Raw genomic sequence first — 17,532 nt, 5'->3', positions numbered from 1 at the left:
CCCGTACGGCGCCGCATTGCGGCATCTTTGTGCACCAAATGTGGCAAGGTTTACTTTCTTTCGATTTTTCCCCCTGAACTTAGCTGCACTTTGAATTAAAACTGAAGCTCGGCTGTTGAAACTGTGGGGGCAGTGCAATGACCATTCAATTTTTGCGTGCATAAGGGCAGCTGCCATGGCCAATATCAACGGTACTTCGAACAACGACACCCTCCAGGGAACCAACGAAGACGATACGATCCAAGGCTTTGGTGGTCAGGACCTTGTGTCTGGCGAGGGCGGTGACGACAGTATTCTGGGTGGCGGTGGCAACGATACGTTGTTTGGGGACGTCGGTGAAGGCACCGCACCCGGCAATGATGCGACCCCTCTTGTAATCGACATTAACAATTTGGTGACGCGTGACAACGCAGACAACAATGCCCAGGCAGGGACGTCTGCGGTGTACCGCAATGTTGCCCAGCTTGAGGATGGAACACAGGTTTCGGCCCGTCTTGTTCTGGTGTCCAAGTCAGACCCCAACCTGCGCGTCGACTTGTCCGGTAGAGGCGGGGCGGAAATCCTGATGAACGGTAACGGAACTGGCGACACTGCCAGCTTCCGTATGGAATTCTTCATTCCCGACAGCCCGAATGCCACGACGGGTACGCCTGTCGCACTGAATTCGACCGCGACCGTCAACGATCTGGATCGCAACAGTCCGGGTGACCAGGAAGCCGTTACCATTGATGCCAGCAGCTTCACGTCCTTTGCGACCGACGCAAACACGTCATTGAATGTGACGACCGATGGCGGCAGCGTTACGGCTGCAGGGGGCGAACAGAACAACCCAAGTGATCAGGACGCCTGGTTCTCGGCCTCATTCGAGAACCGCGAGTTCATCGAGTTCACACTTGAGGCGCGAAACACCAACTCCGGTTTCTCATTCTCGGGCGACCTGATTGACGATATCGTTGTGACGCCGATCGAAGCCGGGGATGACACCATTGAGGGTGGCGCGGGTCAGGACGTGATCTTTGGCCAGGGTGGCGACGATAGCCTGTCCGGTGGCCAGGGTGATGACGACATAGATGGTGGCGAAGGCAATGATGTGCTGGATGGCGGTCAGGGCCAGGACGAGCTGATCGGTGGTGCCGGCAACGACACATTGGTCGGCGGCACCGGCGATGACACGCTTTTGGGCGGCGATGGCGAGGACCTGATCACCCTTGGCCCCGACAACGATCAGGCGCAGGGCGGAACGGGGTCGGACCGGTTCACCTTTGACGGTCTTGGCAATCACAACATTGTCGGCGGTGAAGACGCTGATGGGACCGATATCGACGTTCTGGACCTGTCGGGCGTTCGGGCGAATGTTCTTCCCGATGGTCCCGGGTCAGAATCCGGCACCGTCGAGTTGCTTGATGACAGTGGAAACGTCGCCCGGCGCGTGACGTATTCCGAAATCGAACAAATCATCATTTGCTTTACGCCGGGCACGCGTATTGCGACGCCGAGGGGTGAAATTCCCGTTGAAAGACTCAACGCGGGTGACAAGGTTATTACCCGGGACAACGGTGCACAGACCTTGCGTTGGGTTGGCCGCCGCGATCTGACGCCGGACGAAATGCGAGCGAACGACGCTTTTCAGCCAATCCTGATCCGTGAAGGAGCGCTGGGAAAAGGCCTGCCTGACCGTGACCTGCTGGTATCGCCACAGCACCGGATGCTGATAAACTCAGACCTTGCCGAAGTGATGTTCGAGGAACGTGAAGTATTGGTCGCTGCCAAGCACCTGACCGGGCTCGACGGTGTGGATCAAGTCCAGACGGGTGCGGTCAGCTATCTGCACCTGATGTTTGATCAGCACGAGGTTGTTTTGGCTGAGGGTGCGTGGTCCGAAAGCTTCCAGCCGGGTGATCAGTCACTGCGTGGCATCGGTGTGAACCAACGGACCGAGATCCTGGAGCTTTTTCCGGAGCTCGACACGTTGGCTGGGCTGGATACATACAGCTCGGCCCGCCTCTCTTTGAAGAAGCATGAAGCACATACACTGGTAGATCGTCTCAAGTGACGTGACGGGCCGCGCGCCACGCGGCCCACTCCTCCGGTGTGTCCAGATCAGTCCGCGCGCGCTGTCCGGGCAATGGGACCAGATGAACGCGTGTGCCTGCACGTATAACTATCTCACGTCCTCCGTCATCGCCGCAAAGCTTTGAAAAGGCAGGAAAAAGTTTTCTACTGAATATGATCGGGTGTCCGCCTTTCCCATCCTCTGTGGCGCCTCGCCAGACCACGGCATCGGGATGGGATTGCGTTGCGCGTTGTACCGCACGTAAGTCGCTTTCGGTGATGTCGGGCAAATCGCCGAGCAGTAACATGGCGTGGAAATCGTCGGGCCCCAGCGTCGCAAAGATCGTGCGCAAGCTGGCTCCCATCCCTTCGACCGCATCTGTCACGATAACCGAACGCGCCCCAGCGCGCTCGACGATAGACTGTCTGGGGTGCGGCCCGGGAGGCAGGGCGACGCGCACATCGTCACTGACCGCTTGCGCAGTTTCAATTTGTCGTGCCAGTAGTGGCTGACCATCCACGTTTTCCATGAGCTTATCTGCGCCACGCATGCGCGACGCAGCACCTGCTGCAAGGATGAGGATCGGCATCATGCCCAAACTCTAGGCCTGGCAGTGGGGCACTGCAACTCAACCCCGCATGCGTGTCCCGTCCGCATCAAACAATGCTTTGGTTGTCAGGGTGGCTTCACGCATCTGTCCGAGTATTTCGATCTCGACCCGGAGCCCTTCCTCAATACGGTTTGCTGGCACAAACCCTAACGCCACGGATGTGCTGGTGTGATGCGAGTAACCGCCCGAAGTGCAAAAGCCGACAACCGTGCCATCCAGCCATATTGGTTCATAGCCATGCGCGTCAGCGTCGTCAGCGTCTACGATAAAGGCACGAAGCCGACGTGCGGGACCCTTTTCACGTTCGGCTTCCGCGGCGGCGCGACCGATGAAGTTCGCATTCTTTTTCCACGAGATGAATCGATCGAGACCAGTTTCCGCCGCCGTGTAGTCAGGGGAGTATTCAGAGAGCCATGACCCAAAAAACTTGTCGAGGCGTAGAGACATCATGGCCCGCATTCCGAAAGGGGTGATGTTGTAGGCTTGGCCTGCGTCCCAGAGTGCCCACCAAAGCTGGCGTTGGGCCATGGGGTCGCAATAGATTTCGAAGCCGAGGTCGCCGGTGTAACTGACCCGTTGCACGATGCAGTCCGTCATGCCGACGGTGACCGGGCGGACGTCGAGGAATGCCATGTCCGAGATGTCTTGCCGTGTGCAGGTTTGCAGGACGTCGCGGGCGCAAGGGCCCGCGAGTTGGAAGCCGTTGCATTTATCACTTATATTTTCGATGGTTGCGCCGCGTTCTTCATGTTTCTTGAAGTGGCGCATATGCACAGCTTGCGCGCCATAGCTGGCAGTGAGTTGAAAGTCGCCCTCGGCGATGCAGGACATGGTGAAATCACCGATCAGCTTGCCCTGCGCGCTCAGCATGGGGGTGAGCGAAACCCGACCCGGCTGCGGCACGCGGCCTGCCATGATGCAGTCGAGCCACGCGCGGGCATTCGGGCCGGTGACGCGGTACTTGCCGAAATTGTGCACCTCGTTGATGCCAACGCCTGAGCGGACGGCCGTGACTTCGCGTGCTGTTGCCTGGAACGCGTCGGAGCGTCGGAAGGAAGGGGTTTCGTAGGTGGGTTCACCTTCTTGCGCGAAGTAGTTGGCGACCTCGAGCCCGTATTGTTGCCCCCAGACGGCACCCATGTCCGTGAAGATGTCGTACATCGGCGTGGTGCGATTGGGCCGTGCCGCGGGCAGTTCTTCGTTCGGGTAAGCGACGGAGAACCGTTTCTGATAGTTTTCGATGACTTTTGGTCGTGTATAGCCGGGGCTGATCCAGTCCCCGAACCGGGCCGCGTCCATGGCTGTGACGTCCCGCTCGCATTCGCCCTCGACCATCCATTGCGCGAGCATGAGACCCACACCGCCACCTTGTGAAAAGCCTGCCATGACGCCGCAAGCCGACCAGTAGTTGCGCAGGCCTGGGACGGGGCCGACGAGCGGATTGCCGTCGGGGGCGAAGGTGAATGGACCGTGGATGACGGATTTGATCCCTGCGGTTTCCAGCACGGGGAAGCGTTTGTAGGCGAAGGCGATACTGTCTTCGATCTTGTCGAAATCATCGGGCAGGAGTTCATGGCCGAAATTCCATGGCGTACCGTCGACCGCCCATGGCCGACATGGTTGTTCATAAAAGCCAATGCACAGGCCGCGCCCCTCTTGCCTCAGGTAACTTTCGCCAGCGGGGTCCATGACGTGAGGGTGTTCTTCGCCCCGTTCGTAAATTTGGGTGATATCGTCGGTGACAATGTACTGGTGTTCCATCGGGTGCAGTGGCAGGTAGACGCCTGCCATCGCCCCCACCTCGCGTGCCCAGAGGCCGCCCGCATTGACCACGTGTTCGGCGTGAATGGAACCTTTGTCCGTCACCACATCCCATGTGCCGTCGGGGCGCTGGTTGGTTTCCTGTACCATGGTGTGCGTGTGGATCGTGGCACCGCCCATGCGCGCGGCTTTGGCGTAGGCATGGGTGGTGCCCGAAGGGTCGAGGTGCCCGTCAAGCGGATCGTAGAGCGCGCCGAGAATGCCGTTGGTGTTGGTGATGGGGGCGATCTGCTTGATCTCTTCGGGGCCAACGATTTCGGTCTCAAGCCCCATGAAACGGTGCTTGGCCCGTTCCGCCAGCAGCATGTCGAACCGGTCCTGGTTGTCTGCCAGTGTCACTCCGCCCACGTGGTGCAGGCCGCAGGACATGCCGGTGATCTCTTCCAGCTCTTTGTAGAGCCTGATCGTGTATCCCTGCAGCGCGGCCATGTTGGTGTCGCCATTGAGCGTGTGGAAACCGCCTGCAGCATGCCACGTGCTGCCAGATGTCAGCTCTGATCGTTCAAGTAGCATCACGTCGGACCAGCCGAGTTTCGTCAGGTGATAGAGGACAGAGGCGCCAACGACGCCACCGCCGATTACGGCGACGCGGGTGGTGGTTTGCATGGTGTGGACCCTTTGTTTGGGCAGGTGTTGCCTTGTCAGTAGAGTTTATTTGCCAAACCTACGACGCGGAGTGGCCATCTGCGACATGTTCTGTCGGTAATGGGAGCCGCTTGGATCAAGAGGGCGGTTGCGCAGCGTGGACGTCTTGAAACGCTTTCCCGAAACCGCCTGGGCGCTGATCCGTCACTATGCGTGGAAGTTGTGGGTGCGGGTGGCCGCAACGGGCATGTTTGCCTTTTTGCCCATGGATTGGGCCAGGTGATCGAGCCGCTGGTACCTGCAAAAGTAGCCACGAGTTTGCCTGGGCCGGCTGCGGATCGACTGTTGAACCTGATTGCCAGTGCCATGCCGGTTGCCACGGTGGCGCGGCGCATCCACGACTAATCGCGCATCCTTATCCGGCAGCGACGCAACATGTCGCGTCCGGGCAATCAGGGGTGTGCACCCGGGCGCAGGTTGAGCGTCAGCGAAACACTGGCAAAGGCAATTTCATGCGCACCCACGCACAGGCCGTCGTCATTGGCGGCGGCGTCATCGGTTGTTCGATCCTCTATCACCTGACGAAACTGGGGTGGACCGATGTTGTTCTGTTGGAACGGGATGAGCTGACGAGTGGGTCGACCTGGCACGCGGCAGCAAATATTCACGGACTGCACGACAGCACCAACATCAGCCGTATTCAGCACTATACGATGGGGCTTTATAAGGAGCTGGAGCAGGAAACGGGGCAGGGCTGTGGCGTCTTCCAGCCGGGTTCTCTCTATCTTGCGCAGACGGAGGCACGTGAGCATCAGCTGAGGCTGCAAGCGGCCAAGGCCAAGCTGTACGGGATGAACTTCCACGAAGTGAGCCGCGATGAGGCCGAGCGGCTGCACCCGCTGGTCGACTACGACGGTGTGCGTTGTATCATGTGGGAGCCGGATGGCGGCAATGTGGACCCGTCCGGCGTGACCAATGCCTATGCCACTGGTGCGCGTCAGAACGGTGCGGAAATCATCCGCTTTTGTCCTGTGATCGGGACGGACCAGCAAGCCGACGGAACGTGGATCGTCCGAACGGAACAGGGTGATATTGCCACGCGGTGGGTCGTGAATGCCGCCGGGTTGTGGGGACGGGAAGTGGCGGCGCTGGCGGGGATCGATCTGCCGCTTCAGCCAACAGAGCACCAGTATTTTGTCACTGAAACCATTGCAGAAATTGCGACCCTTGATCGCCGTTTGCCGTCTGTTGCGGATCGGGATGGCGAGTATTACCTGCGGCAGGAGGGGCAAGGGCTGCTTGTTGGCGCCTATGAGAAAGACGTTCGGTTCTGGGCAGAGGACGGCACGCCACAGGGTTTCGGTCACGAGCTATTCGCGGACGATCTGGAGCGTATCGAAGACAATATGATGCGTGCAATCGATCGGGTGCCGGTGGTGGGTACTGCCGGGATCAAGCGGGTGATCAACGGGCCCATGATCTGGTCGCCTGATGCGAATGTGCTGTTTGGACCCGTGCCGGAGCTTACAGGCTATTTCTGCTGTAACGGCATCATCCCGGGTTTTTCCCAGTCGGGCGGCATGGGGCTTTTGGCGGCACAATGGATGATCGAAGGTGAGACGAAATACGACATGTTCGCATGGGACATGGCCCGGTTCGGTCCATGGGCGGGCAAGGCGTTCACAAAGGCGCGTGTGGGTGATCAATACGCCCATCGGTTCAAGATCCATTTCCCGGGAGAAGAACGTGAGGCCGGGCGGCCTGTACGCACCCGTCCCGTGTACCAGATGCAGTGCGACATGGGTGCCAGGATGGGCCTGAACTATGGATGGGAGCATCCGCTGTATTTTGGTGATGTGGAGGATACTGCCGGGTTCACGCGCCAGCCGTGGTGGGATGTCGTGGGCGCTGAGGCACGCATGTTGCGCGACCGGGCCGGGATCATCGATATCTCGAACTTTGCCAAATATGTGTGCAAGGGGCCCGGGGCAGAGGACTGGCTGAACGCCGTCTTTGCCAACCGGATGCCGAGGGCCGTCGGCCGGTCGTGTTTGACCCCTCTGATCGGTAAACGCGGTGGGATAGCGGGGGATTTCACGGTGACCCGGCTGGCGGAAGACGAGTTCTGGATAATCGGATCGGGGATGGCCGAGCGTTATCACCAGCGTTTGTTCAAGGCGGTGCCGCTGCCCATGGGCACGAACTTTGAAAGCCGGACTGAGACAATGTGCGGTTTTAACGTGGCAGGCCCGGACAGCCGCACGCTGTTGCAACGGATGACCAACGCGTCACTTGCAGCCGACGCGTTCCCGTTCATGCGATCACAGAGGATCGAGCTGGCTGGTGTGGATGTTCTGGCACTGCGCGTCTCGTTTACCGGTGATCTTGGGTGGGAATTGCATTGCCGGGCCGAGGATCAGCTGCGCCTGTATTCCGCGTTGATCGAGGCCGGGTCCGATATGGGCATCGGTCCGGTGGGCAGCCAGGCTCTCATGAGCCTGCGGATTGAGAAAGGGTACGGCTCCTGGAGCAGGGAATACAGTCCTGAATATTGGCCACAGGAAGTTGGATTGGACCGCTTGGTGAAAATGGACAAGAATTTTCTTAACAAGGATGCCGTGGCGGAAAGCATGGCCCAAGGCACCCGCGAAACGTTGGTTCTGTTGCATTTGGATGAGACGGATACGATGGCGTCTGGCGCTGATGCCACGGGAGGAGAGCCGATTTTCCGTGATGGTGTCGGCATCGGCCGGGTCACATCGGGCGCGTATGGCTACAGCGTCGGAATGAGCCTCGCGTTGGGGTTTGTCAGAGAGGCGGAACCTGGAGACGAGGTAGAGATCATGGTTCTGGGCAGGGCGCACAAGGCAACAATACTTGAAGCGCCCCCCTTTGACCCGGATGGAACGCGCCTGCGATCATGAGCGGGTCGGCCCATGGTTGTGACGGAGGTGTAAGCGTAGGAGCGCACCGATCTAAACAGGCCTGTAACTGACACCGAATTGCCCCCGCCCACACCTCCAATTAGGCCTTGGACGCGCATTTACTCTAATTAGCGTCACATGGTAGGCAGCTTTCATGTTGGCCAAGGTATATGATCACGAAGTGCAGGTTTTTGTCTCAAATGGCAGCCGGGCACACTTCACGATACGTGAAATGCATGAGCTTTATGCGTCTTGGCAGATGTGGGTATTGGTGCTGGTCGGCTTCTTCGTGATGGCGACAGGCCACCCAGTGACCTTGCCGCAATTCGACAGTTTCTGGGCGCGTTTGTCCTTTTGGTTCATTGCGCTATTTTTCTACCTGGTTTTGTCGATGGTTTATGCGCTGACCACTTGCAGGATCTGGCGTTCTATTTTTGGCGGTCCTATCCCGTTGATTCTTCTGTCGTTTCCTTTGGTGCTTGCATCCACGTACCTGACGGCTGGCATGCTCACGGTCTTGTTTGAGCCCGGTAAACCCGCCTTTGGTACCATGACTTGGCAGATGAACGTTCGGAACGTGTTTGTCGCGCATGTCTTTGAAACCGTAGCGTTGCTTTGGTTGCTGCCTGCGCAGCGTGCGCGCAAGGCGAAAGTGAGTGCTGGGCGCGATATCACTCTGGCGGGGCGCAAGGTTGGCTTGGCTCAAATTGTGCGGGTCAAGGCAGCCGAGCACTATTTGGAGATCCACATGTCGGATAGGGTCGAAATTATTCGCGAACGTATGGCGACTTTCCTTGATCAAGTCCGCCCGGAGGACGGCATCCAAACGCACCGGTCACATTGGGTCGCACGGCAAACCGCGCATTCCCTTGCCGGATCGAAGCTTAGCTTGACCGATGGCGAGAAAATTCCAATTGCGCGTGGTCGATTGGAGGATGTCCGCACATGGATCAGCGAGCATGCAGACACCGGAGAGCTTGCCTAAACCACGCTAATCCAACACTTGGATTCGCAATGCGGTGATCCGGTTCCCATCGCGGGCGGTTACCTCAAACCGGAACCCATGAAAGCTAAAGACTTGACCAACCGTGGGAATGGTCTGGGCCTCGTGGATCACGAGACCTGCAATGGTGTTCGCCTCGTCATCCGGGAGGTTCCAATCGGTTGCACGATTGAGGTCACGAATCGTCATCGCACCATCAATGTGAAAATGCCCGTCTTCTGCACGTTGCACAGCATGCTCGCCATCCGGATCGAATTCATCCGTGATTTCACCGACGATCTCTTCGAGGATGTCTTCGAGCGTGATCAGCCCTTGAAGTGAACCGTATTCGTCTACCACAAGCGCAAAATGCGTGCGCATCCGCAGAAATTGCCGCATCTGGTCATCAAGCGTGGTGGTTTCAGGGACAAAGTAAGGGGACATGGCAACCTGGCTGATGTCGAATGATTTCAGCGCAGCGGCATCGCCCTCGGGTCCACCGATCACCTGGTACATCGCGCGCAACAGGTCCTTGGCGTGGATTACACTGGTGATGTTTTCCTGCTCTCCGCGATACACGGGCAAGCGTGTGTGGTTCGATTTAAGGCACTGTTCGAGGATGGCCTGCGGATCATCCTCTGCATCAATCATTTCGATCCCTGAGCGGTGCAACATGATTTCTTCCACCACCCGGTCGCCCAGATCCAGCGCGCCGAGGATGCGGTCGCGGTCTTCCTTTTCGACAACGCCTTCGGAGTGACCCAGTTGCAGGGCGCCCGCGATTTCCTCGCGCACGGCCATGATGTGGCTGTCGGGATCAATCGTGACCCCAAACACCCGCAGCACGCCGCGCACCAAGAGGCGAACCGCCGAAACGATCGGTGAAAAGACGGTTACCACCAGGGAGATTGGGCGCGAGACAAGCGATGCGGCGGTTTCGGAGTTCGTAATGGCATAGGTCTTTGGCAACACCTCTGCAAAGACCAGAACCAGCACTGTCATGACCAGCGTGGCCAGTGCCACGCCGGATTCCCCGAAGGCCCGCGTGAAGATCGCCGTGGCCAGCGATGTGGCCAGGATGTTGACCAGGTTGTTGCCCAGAAGAACCGAGCCGATCAGCCGTTCGTTGTCTTCCGTGATCTGGAGCGCCCGTTCAGCCCCCCGCGATCCCTTGTCGGCCTTGGCCCGCAGCTTGCCCCGTGATGCAGCGGTCAGCGCTGTTTCCGAGCCGGAGAAGAAGCCGGACATGACCAGCAAGCCCAGGATCACAGCGCATGTGATCCAGAACGCTGCATCAAGCGTCGATGAGGGGTCGTCCATTCGTGATTTATCCTTTGATCTTGGATCGGTTATGGGGGTGCCAGACGATGCAATCAAGGGATGCGACAGGATGCGCGTGTTGGATCTGGGTGCAATTGAAGGCCATGTGTTGTTCTTTGGTGGACCATATTCGAACCTTCAGGCCACCGAAGCCGTTTTGGCCGAGGCCCGGGCGCAAGGTGCATATCCCATCTGCACGGGCGACGTGGTTGCCTATTGCGGGCGACCTGCCGAAACCGTTGTCGCAATCCGCGCGGCTGGCTGCGCGGTCGTTGCGGGCAATTGCGAGATACAGTTGGCAGAGTGGGCCGCTGATTGCGGGTGCGGGTTTGAAGAGGGAAGCTCATGCGACCTGCTGTCTGTTGGATGGTATCGGTTTGCCGACGGTCAGGTCGGTGCTGAGGACCGCAACTGGATGCGGGCCTTGCCCGACATCATAACCTTTTCACATTGCGGCGCGCGCTATGGGGTCATTCACGGCGGGGTGACGGATGTGGCCCGCTTTTTGTGGTCAACCTCACCCGCAGATGCATTCGAGGTCGAGTACCGGGCTTTGGAGGTCATCATTGGTCCGCTGGATCATGTGGTCGCTGGTCATTCGGGCATTCCGTTTCGGCGTCCGGTTGGCACGGGTGAATGGATCAATGCGGGCGTCGTTGGCATGCCTCCGCATGACGGCAGCTGTGACACGGCCTATGCAACGCTGACATCTGGGCAGCTCAGCCTGCATCGTCTGAAATATGATGTGGGCGGTGCTGTCAGAGACATGGAGGCCGCCGGTTTGACGCACGGGTATCACGAGGCTCTGCGCTCGGGTCACTGGCCTTCGGAGGATGTGTTGCCCCCCGATTTGCGGCTGTCCTTGGCCAGCGGGTGATGATCCAGCACAAGCTGCGTCAATCGTTCGTCTACCACGTGCGTGTAAATCTCGGTCGTTGCAACATCAGCGTGGCCAAGCATCGTCTGAATTGCCCGAAGGTCAGCGCCGCCCGCCAGCAGATGTGTTGCAAAGGCGTGGCGCAGCGTATGAGGGGTGACTTTGCCCGGTTCAACGCCTGCATGCACGGCCAGGGATTTGATCCGGGCGTAGAACCAGTGTCGAGTCAAATAGCCTGATGCACCGCGCGATGGAAAAAGGAAACGAGACGGCGCGGCGCCTTTGCCTTCCAGCTGTTGTTGCTTGGTGTCCCGCAGCTTGATCCACGCCGCCAGCGCCAAGCGGGCCGAAGATGACAGTGGAACCATGCGTTCCTTTCCGCCCTTGCCCAGGATCAGCAGCATTTGCGGATCGCCACGCGCGGCTGAAACGGGCAGGCTGACCAGCTCGCTGACCCGCATGCCCGTGGCATACAGCAGCTCCATCAGGCAGGTGTCTCGCAGCCTGTCGTGATCACCACGCCCATAGCCGCGCGCGGCTGTCAGCAGCCGTTCCACCTCTTCCTCGTCCAATGTCTTTGGCAGACGCTTGTCCTGACCGGGGCTTGCGATCTGAATGGCTGGATTGTCGCTGCGCCATCCTTCTTCAAAAGCGAAGCGGTAGAGCTGCTTGATGGCCGACAGACGTCGAGCACGGGTAGATTTTGCAAGGCCCTGCGCGTCGCAATAGATCAAATAGGCTTCGATCTGCGCTGTCGTTGCCGTTTCAAAGTCAACGCTTCGTTTGGTCAGCCAAGCCGCAACATCCTTGAGGTCACGACCATAGGCGAGCAACGTGTTGCGGGCTGCGCCCAGTTCGGCCGCCTGCGCTTCCAGAAAGGTAGAGATCCAGCGGTCGCTCATCCTGTCCCTTTCAGCAAGAGAACTTGCAGGGCGGTGCGCCGCGCCACATCTTCGAGACCAAGTGCGCGTAACGTGGCAAGACCAGTGGTCAATTGCGCCACGTCGCCTGAACTGCCCTCGTGAGCAAGTGCAATATTTTGCAGCAGCGCGTCTCCAAGAGCATCTGACTGCGCCAATTGTACGATTTGAGCGTCCGGTGTTGCATCCGAGAATGCTGCAATCACCGCTCCTTCTATCCCATCCGCGCTGAGGCCGGGCGGCACAACACCTGCAGCAATGGCGCTTAACACCGGACGGCGCATTGCCCGCGCCGGGAACTGTGTGGCTGCCGTTTCGTAGGCGGGGGATAATAAAAGCATTTCAAATGCTCGATCAGCTGCGGCACCACTCAGAACGAGCTCAGATAGCTTGTCGGCGAATAGCCCTGCAAAGACCGTCTGCAAGCCGGCATCACCCATCGCGCGCCATGCGCCGGGAAGCGTCTTCGACACCGCTGCCGGGCTGCCCGTCGTAAGCGCTGTTTCGAAGCGTTGAACAGCGGCGGCCCTGTCCCATACGCCGCCCGAGGCCGCGGGTCGACGTTGTGTATAGAGCCCCAGAAGACGATTGTCGCCAAGGGCTCCGCGTTGCGCCAGGCGCTCTGCCGCCTCCAATTGTGCCTTCCAACCAGCATTCGGCGACAGGTCCGCATTGGCATAGGCAACAGGCCATCCGCGCGTCGGGATCGGCGTGCCAATCGCTTCGAACAGACGAAATGCAAGCGGGTCCGGTGCGGTTGGGACCGGCAACGGCGGCTCGCCTTCAAACAGTTCAGGATCCAGGAACCGCTCCAACGCGTCTGCCATCGCTGGTTCAATCAATCCCAGGGCGCGGGACGTGCCCAGAACCAGCACAGCGTTGTCCCAATCGCCAGCCCTTGCGGCGCAAAACACCTCGTAAGCCTTCGCAGGCGAAAGGATCGGGTTCTGCATGGCCAGAGTGCAGGCTCCGCCTTCGGTTCCTGCAATCAAGGACAAGTCCAGATAACGCCTCAGATGCGCTGAATCACGGTTAACGGCGGTCTGTTCAAGAAGTGCCAGTGCGGGGTCCAACGCCCCCAATCGCACAAGCGCATCAACTCTTGCCAAGTCAAAAGCCGATGCGTCGCCGTTGGGCGGATTTGCTTCGGCGAGCAACAGGGTCGTGATGAGTGCCTGAAGCGCTGGCAGAGGGGCGTCAGGCAGGTCTTTTACTGCCTCGGCCAGGCTGGATCCGTTGCTTGCAGACCAAATTGTCTCGGGAAGCCCGGTGACTGCTGAGGGCGCCAGCCCAACACGTTGTGCAGCCACGTCGCCCAGCGGTTTTACTGTGACGCGCGGCACAATACTGCTTGATGCGATACTTGGTTCCGGCTGCACCGGCTGTGTAGCTTGAACGGCGTCCTGGGTATCAAGCCACTCAATCACGCTTAGCGGTGCTGTTGCCTGTTCCTGCGCAGCCAAGACTGTGCCTGCGCTGACGAGCGCGGCAAGGAGAGGACCAAAACTACTCCGCATCCAATGTGACAGGCATGCGTGTTTCATTTTGCGGGGGCGAGAAGTTGGCGCCAAAATACTCGCCCACATAGGCATAGCCTACAAGTCCGACAAATCCGATGATCGCAAGAAAGATCAACAGCTTAAAAAGACGGATCATGTGTCAGCCTGCCCCAGAATTCTTGTTTGTGGTTCTTTGTTTTGCACAAAGCATATATGGCCTTTTTCGCAAAATCACGTCATTGACAGCCATATGAGCGAAAATCAGCATAATAATGTTGTTGGGGCAGGCTTTCGACTGAAGAAGACCGTGGTCATGGTTGGCATGATGGGGGCGGGCAAGACGGCTGTAGGCCGCGCCTTGGCCCTTCGGCTGGGTGTGCCGTTTCTGGACAGCGATGCAGAGATCGAAAGTGCGGCCAACATGACCGTCCCGGAGATTTTCGAGCGGGATGGCGAGCCGTTCTTTCGAAACAAGGAAACACAAGTGATTTCCCGTCTGCTGGACGAAGAACGGGGCATTCTTTCAACCGGTGGCGGGGCTTTTTTGGCGGAAGAAAACCGGACCAATATCACGGCCCGTGGTGTGTCGGTCTGGTTGAACGCAGACCTTGATCTGCTCTGGCAACGGGTTCGCCATAAGGATACGCGCCCGTTGTTACGCACCGCTGACCCGCGTGCGACGCTTTGTGAAATCTATGACGCGCGCGTACCGCTTTATGCGCTCGCGGATGTGACAGTGGTGTCTTTGCCCAACCTGAGTATCGAAGAAATGGTGGATCGGGTGATTGGCGCTTTGCTCGCTGAACGCCCCGATGTTTTGGAGACCGCGGATGCGTGAAACTGTTCATGTGCCCCTGGGGGACCGGGCTTATGATGTGCTGATCGGGCCGGGCTTGCTGGCCGAGGCGGGCGCATTGATCGCGCCGCTGCTGCCGCGCCGCCGGGTTGCCATTGTGACGGAAACCCGCGTCGCTGCGCTGCATCTTGACGCTTTGCGCGCGGGCCTGGCCGATGCGGGGATTGAGGCGGTTGCACTGGAGTTGCCACCCGGTGAGGCAACCAAGGGCTGGGCCCATCTGGGGCAGGTGACCGAGTGGTTGCTGGATCAGAAGATTGAGCGTCGCGATGTTGTTGTGGCCCTTGGCGGAGGCGTCATTGGCGACTTGGTGGGCTTTGCCTGTGCCATCCTGCGCCGCGGTGTGCGGTTCGTGCAGGTGCCAACGTCGCTGCTGGCACAGGTCGACAGTTCAGTGGGCGGCAAGACCGGTATCAACACGGCTCAGGGCAAGAACCTGGCTGGGGCGTTTCACCAACCCAGCCTCGTGTTGGCCGACACGGATGTATTGGCCTCGTTGTCCGAACGCGATTTCCTCGCGGGATATGGCGAGGTTATGAAGTACGGTCTGCTGGGCGATGCCGCGTTCTTCGCTTGGCTTGAAGACAATGCCGCTGCAATGGCGGCCGGTGACATGGCGCTGCGCGTGGCTGCCGTCAAACGATCCGTTGAAATGAAGGCCGAGATCGTGACGCGGGACGAAACGGAACAAGGCGATCGGGCACTTTTGAACCTTGGCCATACGTTCTGTCACGCGCTGGAAGCTGCCACGGGGTATTCGGATCGTTTGTTGCACGGCGAGGGCGTGGCCATCGGCTGCGGTCTTGCCTTCGAGTTGTCGGCGCGTTTGGGGCTTTGTTCACAGGAAGATCCCAGTCGGGTGCGTGCGCATATCAAGGCGATGGGGATGAAAGCGGACATTGCTGACATTCCGGGTGATCTGCCGGATGCCGGTGGGCTCTTGGACTTGATGGGGCAGGACAAGAAGGTCGTCGCTGGCACGCTGAACTTTATCCTCGCGCGCGGCATAGGTCATGCCTTTGTCACATCGGATGTTCCTCGGGACACTGTGATGGCCGTGTTGGAGGATGCACTGCGGGGCAGGTGACCATTTCAGCAAGGAGATTTGAAGATGACACCGGAAAGATTGCGCGAACTGTACGGTGAGGTTCATCAAAGAGCCGCGGCAAAAGTCATCACGTCCTTTGATCAGCATTGCAGACAATTCATCGAACATGCCACTTTTCTCGTACTGGCTACGTCTGATGGGCAAAACCTCGACATTTCACCCAAAGGAGATCCGGCCGGGTTCGTCACGGTTGAATCGGACACCACGCTGCTGCTGCCTGATCGTCCCGGCAACAACCGGATCGACAGCTTATTGAACATTCTGGCGCATCCGAAAGTGGCGCTGCTGTTTCTGATCCCGACCGTTGATGAAACCTTGCGCGTGAATGGGACGGCAGAGATCAGCGATGACCCTGCGCTGTGTGATCGGTTCCAGGTGAACGGTCGCAGCCCCAAGACAGTGCTGCGCATCACGGCAGACGAAATCTATACCCATTGCGGCAAGGCCCCGATGCGCGGTGGTCTTTGGAAACCCGACAGCTGGCCGTCGAACCGCCCGGTTGCGACCTTGCTTGAGATGCTCAGGGATAACACCTCGCTTCCGGACGAAAGAACGGGTCAGGATGCGGTCGAAAAAATGTATCGAGACACGCTGTACTAAATGCGGCGTTTGAATAGCAAAGGGCCCGCGTCTTCAACACGGGCCCTTTGTTTTTGACTGAGTTGCTTAGAACGGAATTTCGTCATCCAGATCGCGGCTTGGGGCCGGGCTGGGTTGGCTGCTGCCACCGCCACCGCTGCCATAGCCGCCGTCACGATCATCATAGCCCATTTGACCGCCGCCACCGCCGCCGCCAACGTTACCGCCGCCGCCACCTTCGCCACGGCCGTCCAGCATGGTCAGGGTCGAGGTATAGGGGCGCAGCACCACTTCGGTTGAATACCGGTCCTGACCCGACTGATCCTGCCATTTGCGCGTCTCAAGCTGACCTTCCAGATATACTTTCGAGCCCTTGCGCAAATATTGCTCGGCCACCCGTGCCAGCGGTTCGGAGAAAATAGCAACGGAATGCCATTCCGTACGCTCCTTGCGTTCACCGGTGTTGCGGTCTTTCCATGTCTCTGACGTTGCGATGCGCAGATTGCACACCTTGCCACCGTTCTGGAACGTCCGAACCTCGGGATCACGCCCCAGATTGCCGATCAGAATGACCTTGTTTACGGACCCTGCCATGTTCTTCCCCTTTTGTCCCATGCCGGGCTGATTCCGTGCCACGGCCTTGCGTTCTGGCTAGACTACACATGCTTAACGCAGACTTAAATCGCGGAGGGTGGCGCGATGGCAAAAAAGCCGTATATTGCGCGTCAAGAAATGGTGGCAGTGTACGATCTGGGGAATGGGTAAGATGCGAGCACTCTGGGCTGGGGCGATTATCGCTGCCTTCGTGGCTGAGGCTGGGGCGGCGCAAAACCTGTCGTCCAAAAGCCGTAACTCACTGTTCTCATCCCAAACCGACGTGTTGGACAGCCGCGCTGCTACTCAGTATTCAAATTCTGTCCGTTTGCAACCGCGCAAAGTGGTGACACCCACCAAGTGGGACACTGAAACAAAGAGGTATCAGGGCAAGTATCGCGGGCCATATCTGACAATGGCCAAGGATGCCGCGCGACGACATGGCGTGCCCGAAGATCTGTTCTTGCGTCTTGTTCAACAAGAAAGCGGCTGGAACGCCAAGGCAAAGTCGCACAAGGGGGCGTATGGTCTTGCGCAACTGATGCCGGCGACGGCGCGCAGCCTTGGCGTCGACCGAAACGATCCGGCTGAAAACCTTGAAGGCGGCGCACGCTATCTCAAGGCGCAGTACCGGGCCTTTGGAAGTTGGCGCCTCGCGCTGGCGGCCTATAATGCCGGGCCGGGTGCTGTGAAAAAGTACAATGGCGTCCCGCCGTTTCGCGAAACCCGCAATTATGTAAAAGTCATCTGGGGCAGCTAGTCCGCGTTTTGCGCGCATTGTTCTTGCACGCCAAGCTCCGGTGC

General features: G+C 58.8%; 15 protein-coding genes. 8 read left to right on the top strand and 7 right to left on the bottom strand.

The window, feature by feature from the left end; all coding sequences use genetic code 11:
- Positions 1-175: 175 nt before the first annotated feature.
- Positions 176-2,053, top strand: a complete 1,878-nt coding sequence (locus Q1A75_RS06795) for a Hint domain-containing protein (RefSeq protein WP_299591936.1) — start codon at positions 176-178, stop codon at positions 2,051-2,053.
- Here the strand turns inward: Q1A75_RS06795 and Q1A75_RS06790 are convergent.
- Together Q1A75_RS06790 and Q1A75_RS06785 are read right to left on the bottom strand one after the other, a co-directional pair.
- On the bottom strand, positions 2,046-2,645 hold the full coding sequence (locus Q1A75_RS06790) for a nucleotidyltransferase family protein (RefSeq protein WP_299545964.1): 600 nt from the start codon (positions 2,643-2,645) through the stop codon (positions 2,046-2,048). The two genes, Q1A75_RS06795 and Q1A75_RS06790, sit on opposite strands and share 8 nt — an antisense overlap.
- Before the next feature lie 36 nt (positions 2,646-2,681).
- Complete coding sequence (locus Q1A75_RS06785) at positions 2,682-5,090, bottom strand: FAD-dependent oxidoreductase (RefSeq protein WP_299545962.1); 2,409 nt, start codon at positions 5,088-5,090, stop codon at positions 2,682-2,684.
- Between the two features lie 491 nt (positions 5,091-5,581).
- On the opposite strand from Q1A75_RS06785, the gene Q1A75_RS06780 reads away from it, so the two are divergent.
- Together Q1A75_RS06780 and Q1A75_RS06775 are read left to right on the top strand one after the other, a co-directional pair.
- The gene (locus Q1A75_RS06780) at positions 5,582-7,993 is read left to right on the top strand and encodes an FAD-dependent oxidoreductase (protein ID WP_299545960.1); all 2,412 of its coding nucleotides are present in this window, start codon (positions 5,582-5,584) and stop codon (positions 7,991-7,993) included.
- Between the two features lie 154 nt (positions 7,994-8,147).
- Entirely contained in the window at positions 8,148-8,978 is an 831-nt protein-coding gene (locus Q1A75_RS06775; RefSeq protein ID WP_299545958.1) for a LytTR family DNA-binding domain-containing protein, read from the top strand.
- 6 nt (positions 8,979-8,984) lie between these two features.
- Here Q1A75_RS06775 and Q1A75_RS06770 read toward each other — a convergent pair whose 3' ends face one another.
- Positions 8,985-10,295 carry an HlyC/CorC family transporter gene (locus Q1A75_RS06770; protein WP_299545956.1) on the bottom strand — a complete coding sequence of 437 codons (1,311 nt, stop codon included), beginning with the start codon at positions 10,293-10,295 and terminating at the stop codon, positions 8,985-8,987.
- Here Q1A75_RS06770 and Q1A75_RS06765 point away from each other — a divergent pair.
- Complete coding sequence (locus Q1A75_RS06765; RefSeq protein ID WP_299545954.1) at positions 10,222-11,172, top strand: metallophosphoesterase family protein; 951 nt, start codon at positions 10,222-10,224, stop codon at positions 11,170-11,172. The two genes, Q1A75_RS06770 and Q1A75_RS06765, sit on opposite strands and share 74 nt — an antisense overlap.
- Here the strand turns inward: Q1A75_RS06765 and Q1A75_RS06760 are convergent.
- Genes Q1A75_RS06760 through Q1A75_RS06750 form a run of 3 tightly spaced genes read right to left on the bottom strand, consistent with a single transcriptional unit; the run spans position 11,112 to position 13,748 of the window.
- Complete coding sequence (locus Q1A75_RS06760) at positions 11,112-12,074, bottom strand: site-specific tyrosine recombinase XerD (RefSeq protein ID WP_299545952.1); 963 nt, start codon at positions 12,072-12,074, stop codon at positions 11,112-11,114. The two genes, Q1A75_RS06765 and Q1A75_RS06760, sit on opposite strands and share 61 nt — an antisense overlap.
- Entirely contained in the window at positions 12,071-13,609 is a 1,539-nt protein-coding gene (locus tag Q1A75_RS06755) for a hypothetical protein (RefSeq protein WP_299639300.1), read from the bottom strand. Before Q1A75_RS06755 ends, Q1A75_RS06760 begins: the two co-directional genes overlap by 4 nt.
- On the bottom strand, positions 13,599-13,748 hold the full coding sequence (locus Q1A75_RS06750; RefSeq protein WP_299545948.1) for a hypothetical protein: 150 nt from the start codon (positions 13,746-13,748) through the stop codon (positions 13,599-13,601). Before Q1A75_RS06750 ends, Q1A75_RS06755 begins: the two co-directional genes overlap by 11 nt.
- 93 nt (positions 13,749-13,841) lie before the next feature.
- On the opposite strand from Q1A75_RS06750, the gene Q1A75_RS06745 reads away from it, so the two are divergent.
- From Q1A75_RS06745 to Q1A75_RS06735, 3 genes are read left to right on the top strand one after another with little or no spacing between them, the layout of a single operon-like run.
- Positions 13,842-14,429 (top strand): shikimate kinase, encoded by a 588-nt coding sequence (locus tag Q1A75_RS06745; protein WP_299545946.1) that lies wholly within the window; start codon positions 13,842-13,844, stop codon positions 14,427-14,429.
- Positions 14,422-15,534: a 3-dehydroquinate synthase gene (gene aroB / locus Q1A75_RS06740; RefSeq protein WP_299545944.1), complete on the top strand. Its 1,113-nt coding sequence runs from the start codon at positions 14,422-14,424 to the stop codon at positions 15,532-15,534. The genes Q1A75_RS06745 and aroB overlap by 8 nt, the downstream gene beginning before the upstream one ends.
- Before the next feature lie 24 nt (positions 15,535-15,558).
- The gene (locus Q1A75_RS06735) at positions 15,559-16,155 is read left to right on the top strand and encodes a pyridoxamine 5'-phosphate oxidase family protein (RefSeq protein WP_299545942.1); all 597 of its coding nucleotides are present in this window, start codon (positions 15,559-15,561) and stop codon (positions 16,153-16,155) included.
- A gap of 66 nt (positions 16,156-16,221) precedes the next feature.
- Here Q1A75_RS06735 and ssb read toward each other — a convergent pair whose 3' ends face one another.
- The gene (ssb, locus tag Q1A75_RS06730) at positions 16,222-16,728 is read right to left on the bottom strand and encodes a single-stranded DNA-binding protein (RefSeq protein ID WP_299545940.1); all 507 of its coding nucleotides are present in this window, start codon (positions 16,726-16,728) and stop codon (positions 16,222-16,224) included.
- 172 nt (positions 16,729-16,900) lie between these two features.
- Between ssb and Q1A75_RS06725 the strand changes: the two genes are divergently transcribed.
- Complete coding sequence (locus Q1A75_RS06725; RefSeq protein ID WP_299545977.1) at positions 16,901-17,488, top strand: lytic transglycosylase domain-containing protein; 588 nt, start codon at positions 16,901-16,903, stop codon at positions 17,486-17,488.
- Positions 17,489-17,532 lie beyond the last annotated feature (44 nt).

Source organism: uncultured Tateyamaria sp., assembly GCF_947504105.1.
Taxonomy (GTDB): Bacteria; Pseudomonadota; Alphaproteobacteria; order Rhodobacterales; family Rhodobacteraceae; genus Tateyamaria.
This window is presented reverse-complemented; position numbering and strand designations above follow the sequence as displayed.

Bases quoted from the DNA above. Each gene is read 5' to 3' on its own strand.
- Q1A75_RS06795 (WP_299591936.1), top strand. From the start codon at position 176: ATGGCCAATATCAACGGTACTTCGAACAACGACACCCTCCAGGGAACC.
- Q1A75_RS06790 (WP_299545964.1), bottom strand. From the start codon at position 2,645: ATGATGCCGATCCTCATCCTTGCAGCAGGTGCTGCGTCGCGCATGCGT.
- Q1A75_RS06785 (WP_299545962.1), bottom strand. From the start codon at position 5,090: ATGCAAACCACCACCCGCGTCGCCGTAATCGGCGGTGGCGTCGTTGGC.
- Q1A75_RS06780 (WP_299545960.1), top strand. From the start codon at position 5,582: ATGCGCACCCACGCACAGGCCGTCGTCATTGGCGGCGGCGTCATCGGT.
- Q1A75_RS06775 (WP_299545958.1), top strand. From the start codon at position 8,148: ATGTTGGCCAAGGTATATGATCACGAAGTGCAGGTTTTTGTCTCAAAT.
- Q1A75_RS06765 (WP_299545954.1), top strand. From the start codon at position 10,222: ATGACCAGCAAGCCCAGGATCACAGCGCATGTGATCCAGAACGCTGCA.
- Q1A75_RS06770 (WP_299545956.1), bottom strand. From the start codon at position 10,295: ATGGACGACCCCTCATCGACGCTTGATGCAGCGTTCTGGATCACATGC.
- Q1A75_RS06760 (WP_299545952.1), bottom strand. From the start codon at position 12,074: ATGAGCGACCGCTGGATCTCTACCTTTCTGGAAGCGCAGGCGGCCGAA.
- Q1A75_RS06755 (WP_299639300.1), bottom strand. From the start codon at position 13,609: ATGCGGAGTAGTTTTGGTCCTCTCCTTGCCGCGCTCGTCAGCGCAGGC.
- Q1A75_RS06750 (WP_299545948.1), bottom strand. From the start codon at position 13,748: ATGATCCGTCTTTTTAAGCTGTTGATCTTTCTTGCGATCATCGGATTT.
- Q1A75_RS06745 (WP_299545946.1), top strand. From the start codon at position 13,842: ATGAGCGAAAATCAGCATAATAATGTTGTTGGGGCAGGCTTTCGACTG.
- aroB (WP_299545944.1), top strand. From the start codon at position 14,422: ATGCGTGAAACTGTTCATGTGCCCCTGGGGGACCGGGCTTATGATGTG.
- Q1A75_RS06735 (WP_299545942.1), top strand. From the start codon at position 15,559: ATGACACCGGAAAGATTGCGCGAACTGTACGGTGAGGTTCATCAAAGA.
- ssb (WP_299545940.1), bottom strand. From the start codon at position 16,728: ATGGCAGGGTCCGTAAACAAGGTCATTCTGATCGGCAATCTGGGGCGT.
- Q1A75_RS06725 (WP_299545977.1), top strand. From the start codon at position 16,901: ATGCGAGCACTCTGGGCTGGGGCGATTATCGCTGCCTTCGTGGCTGAG.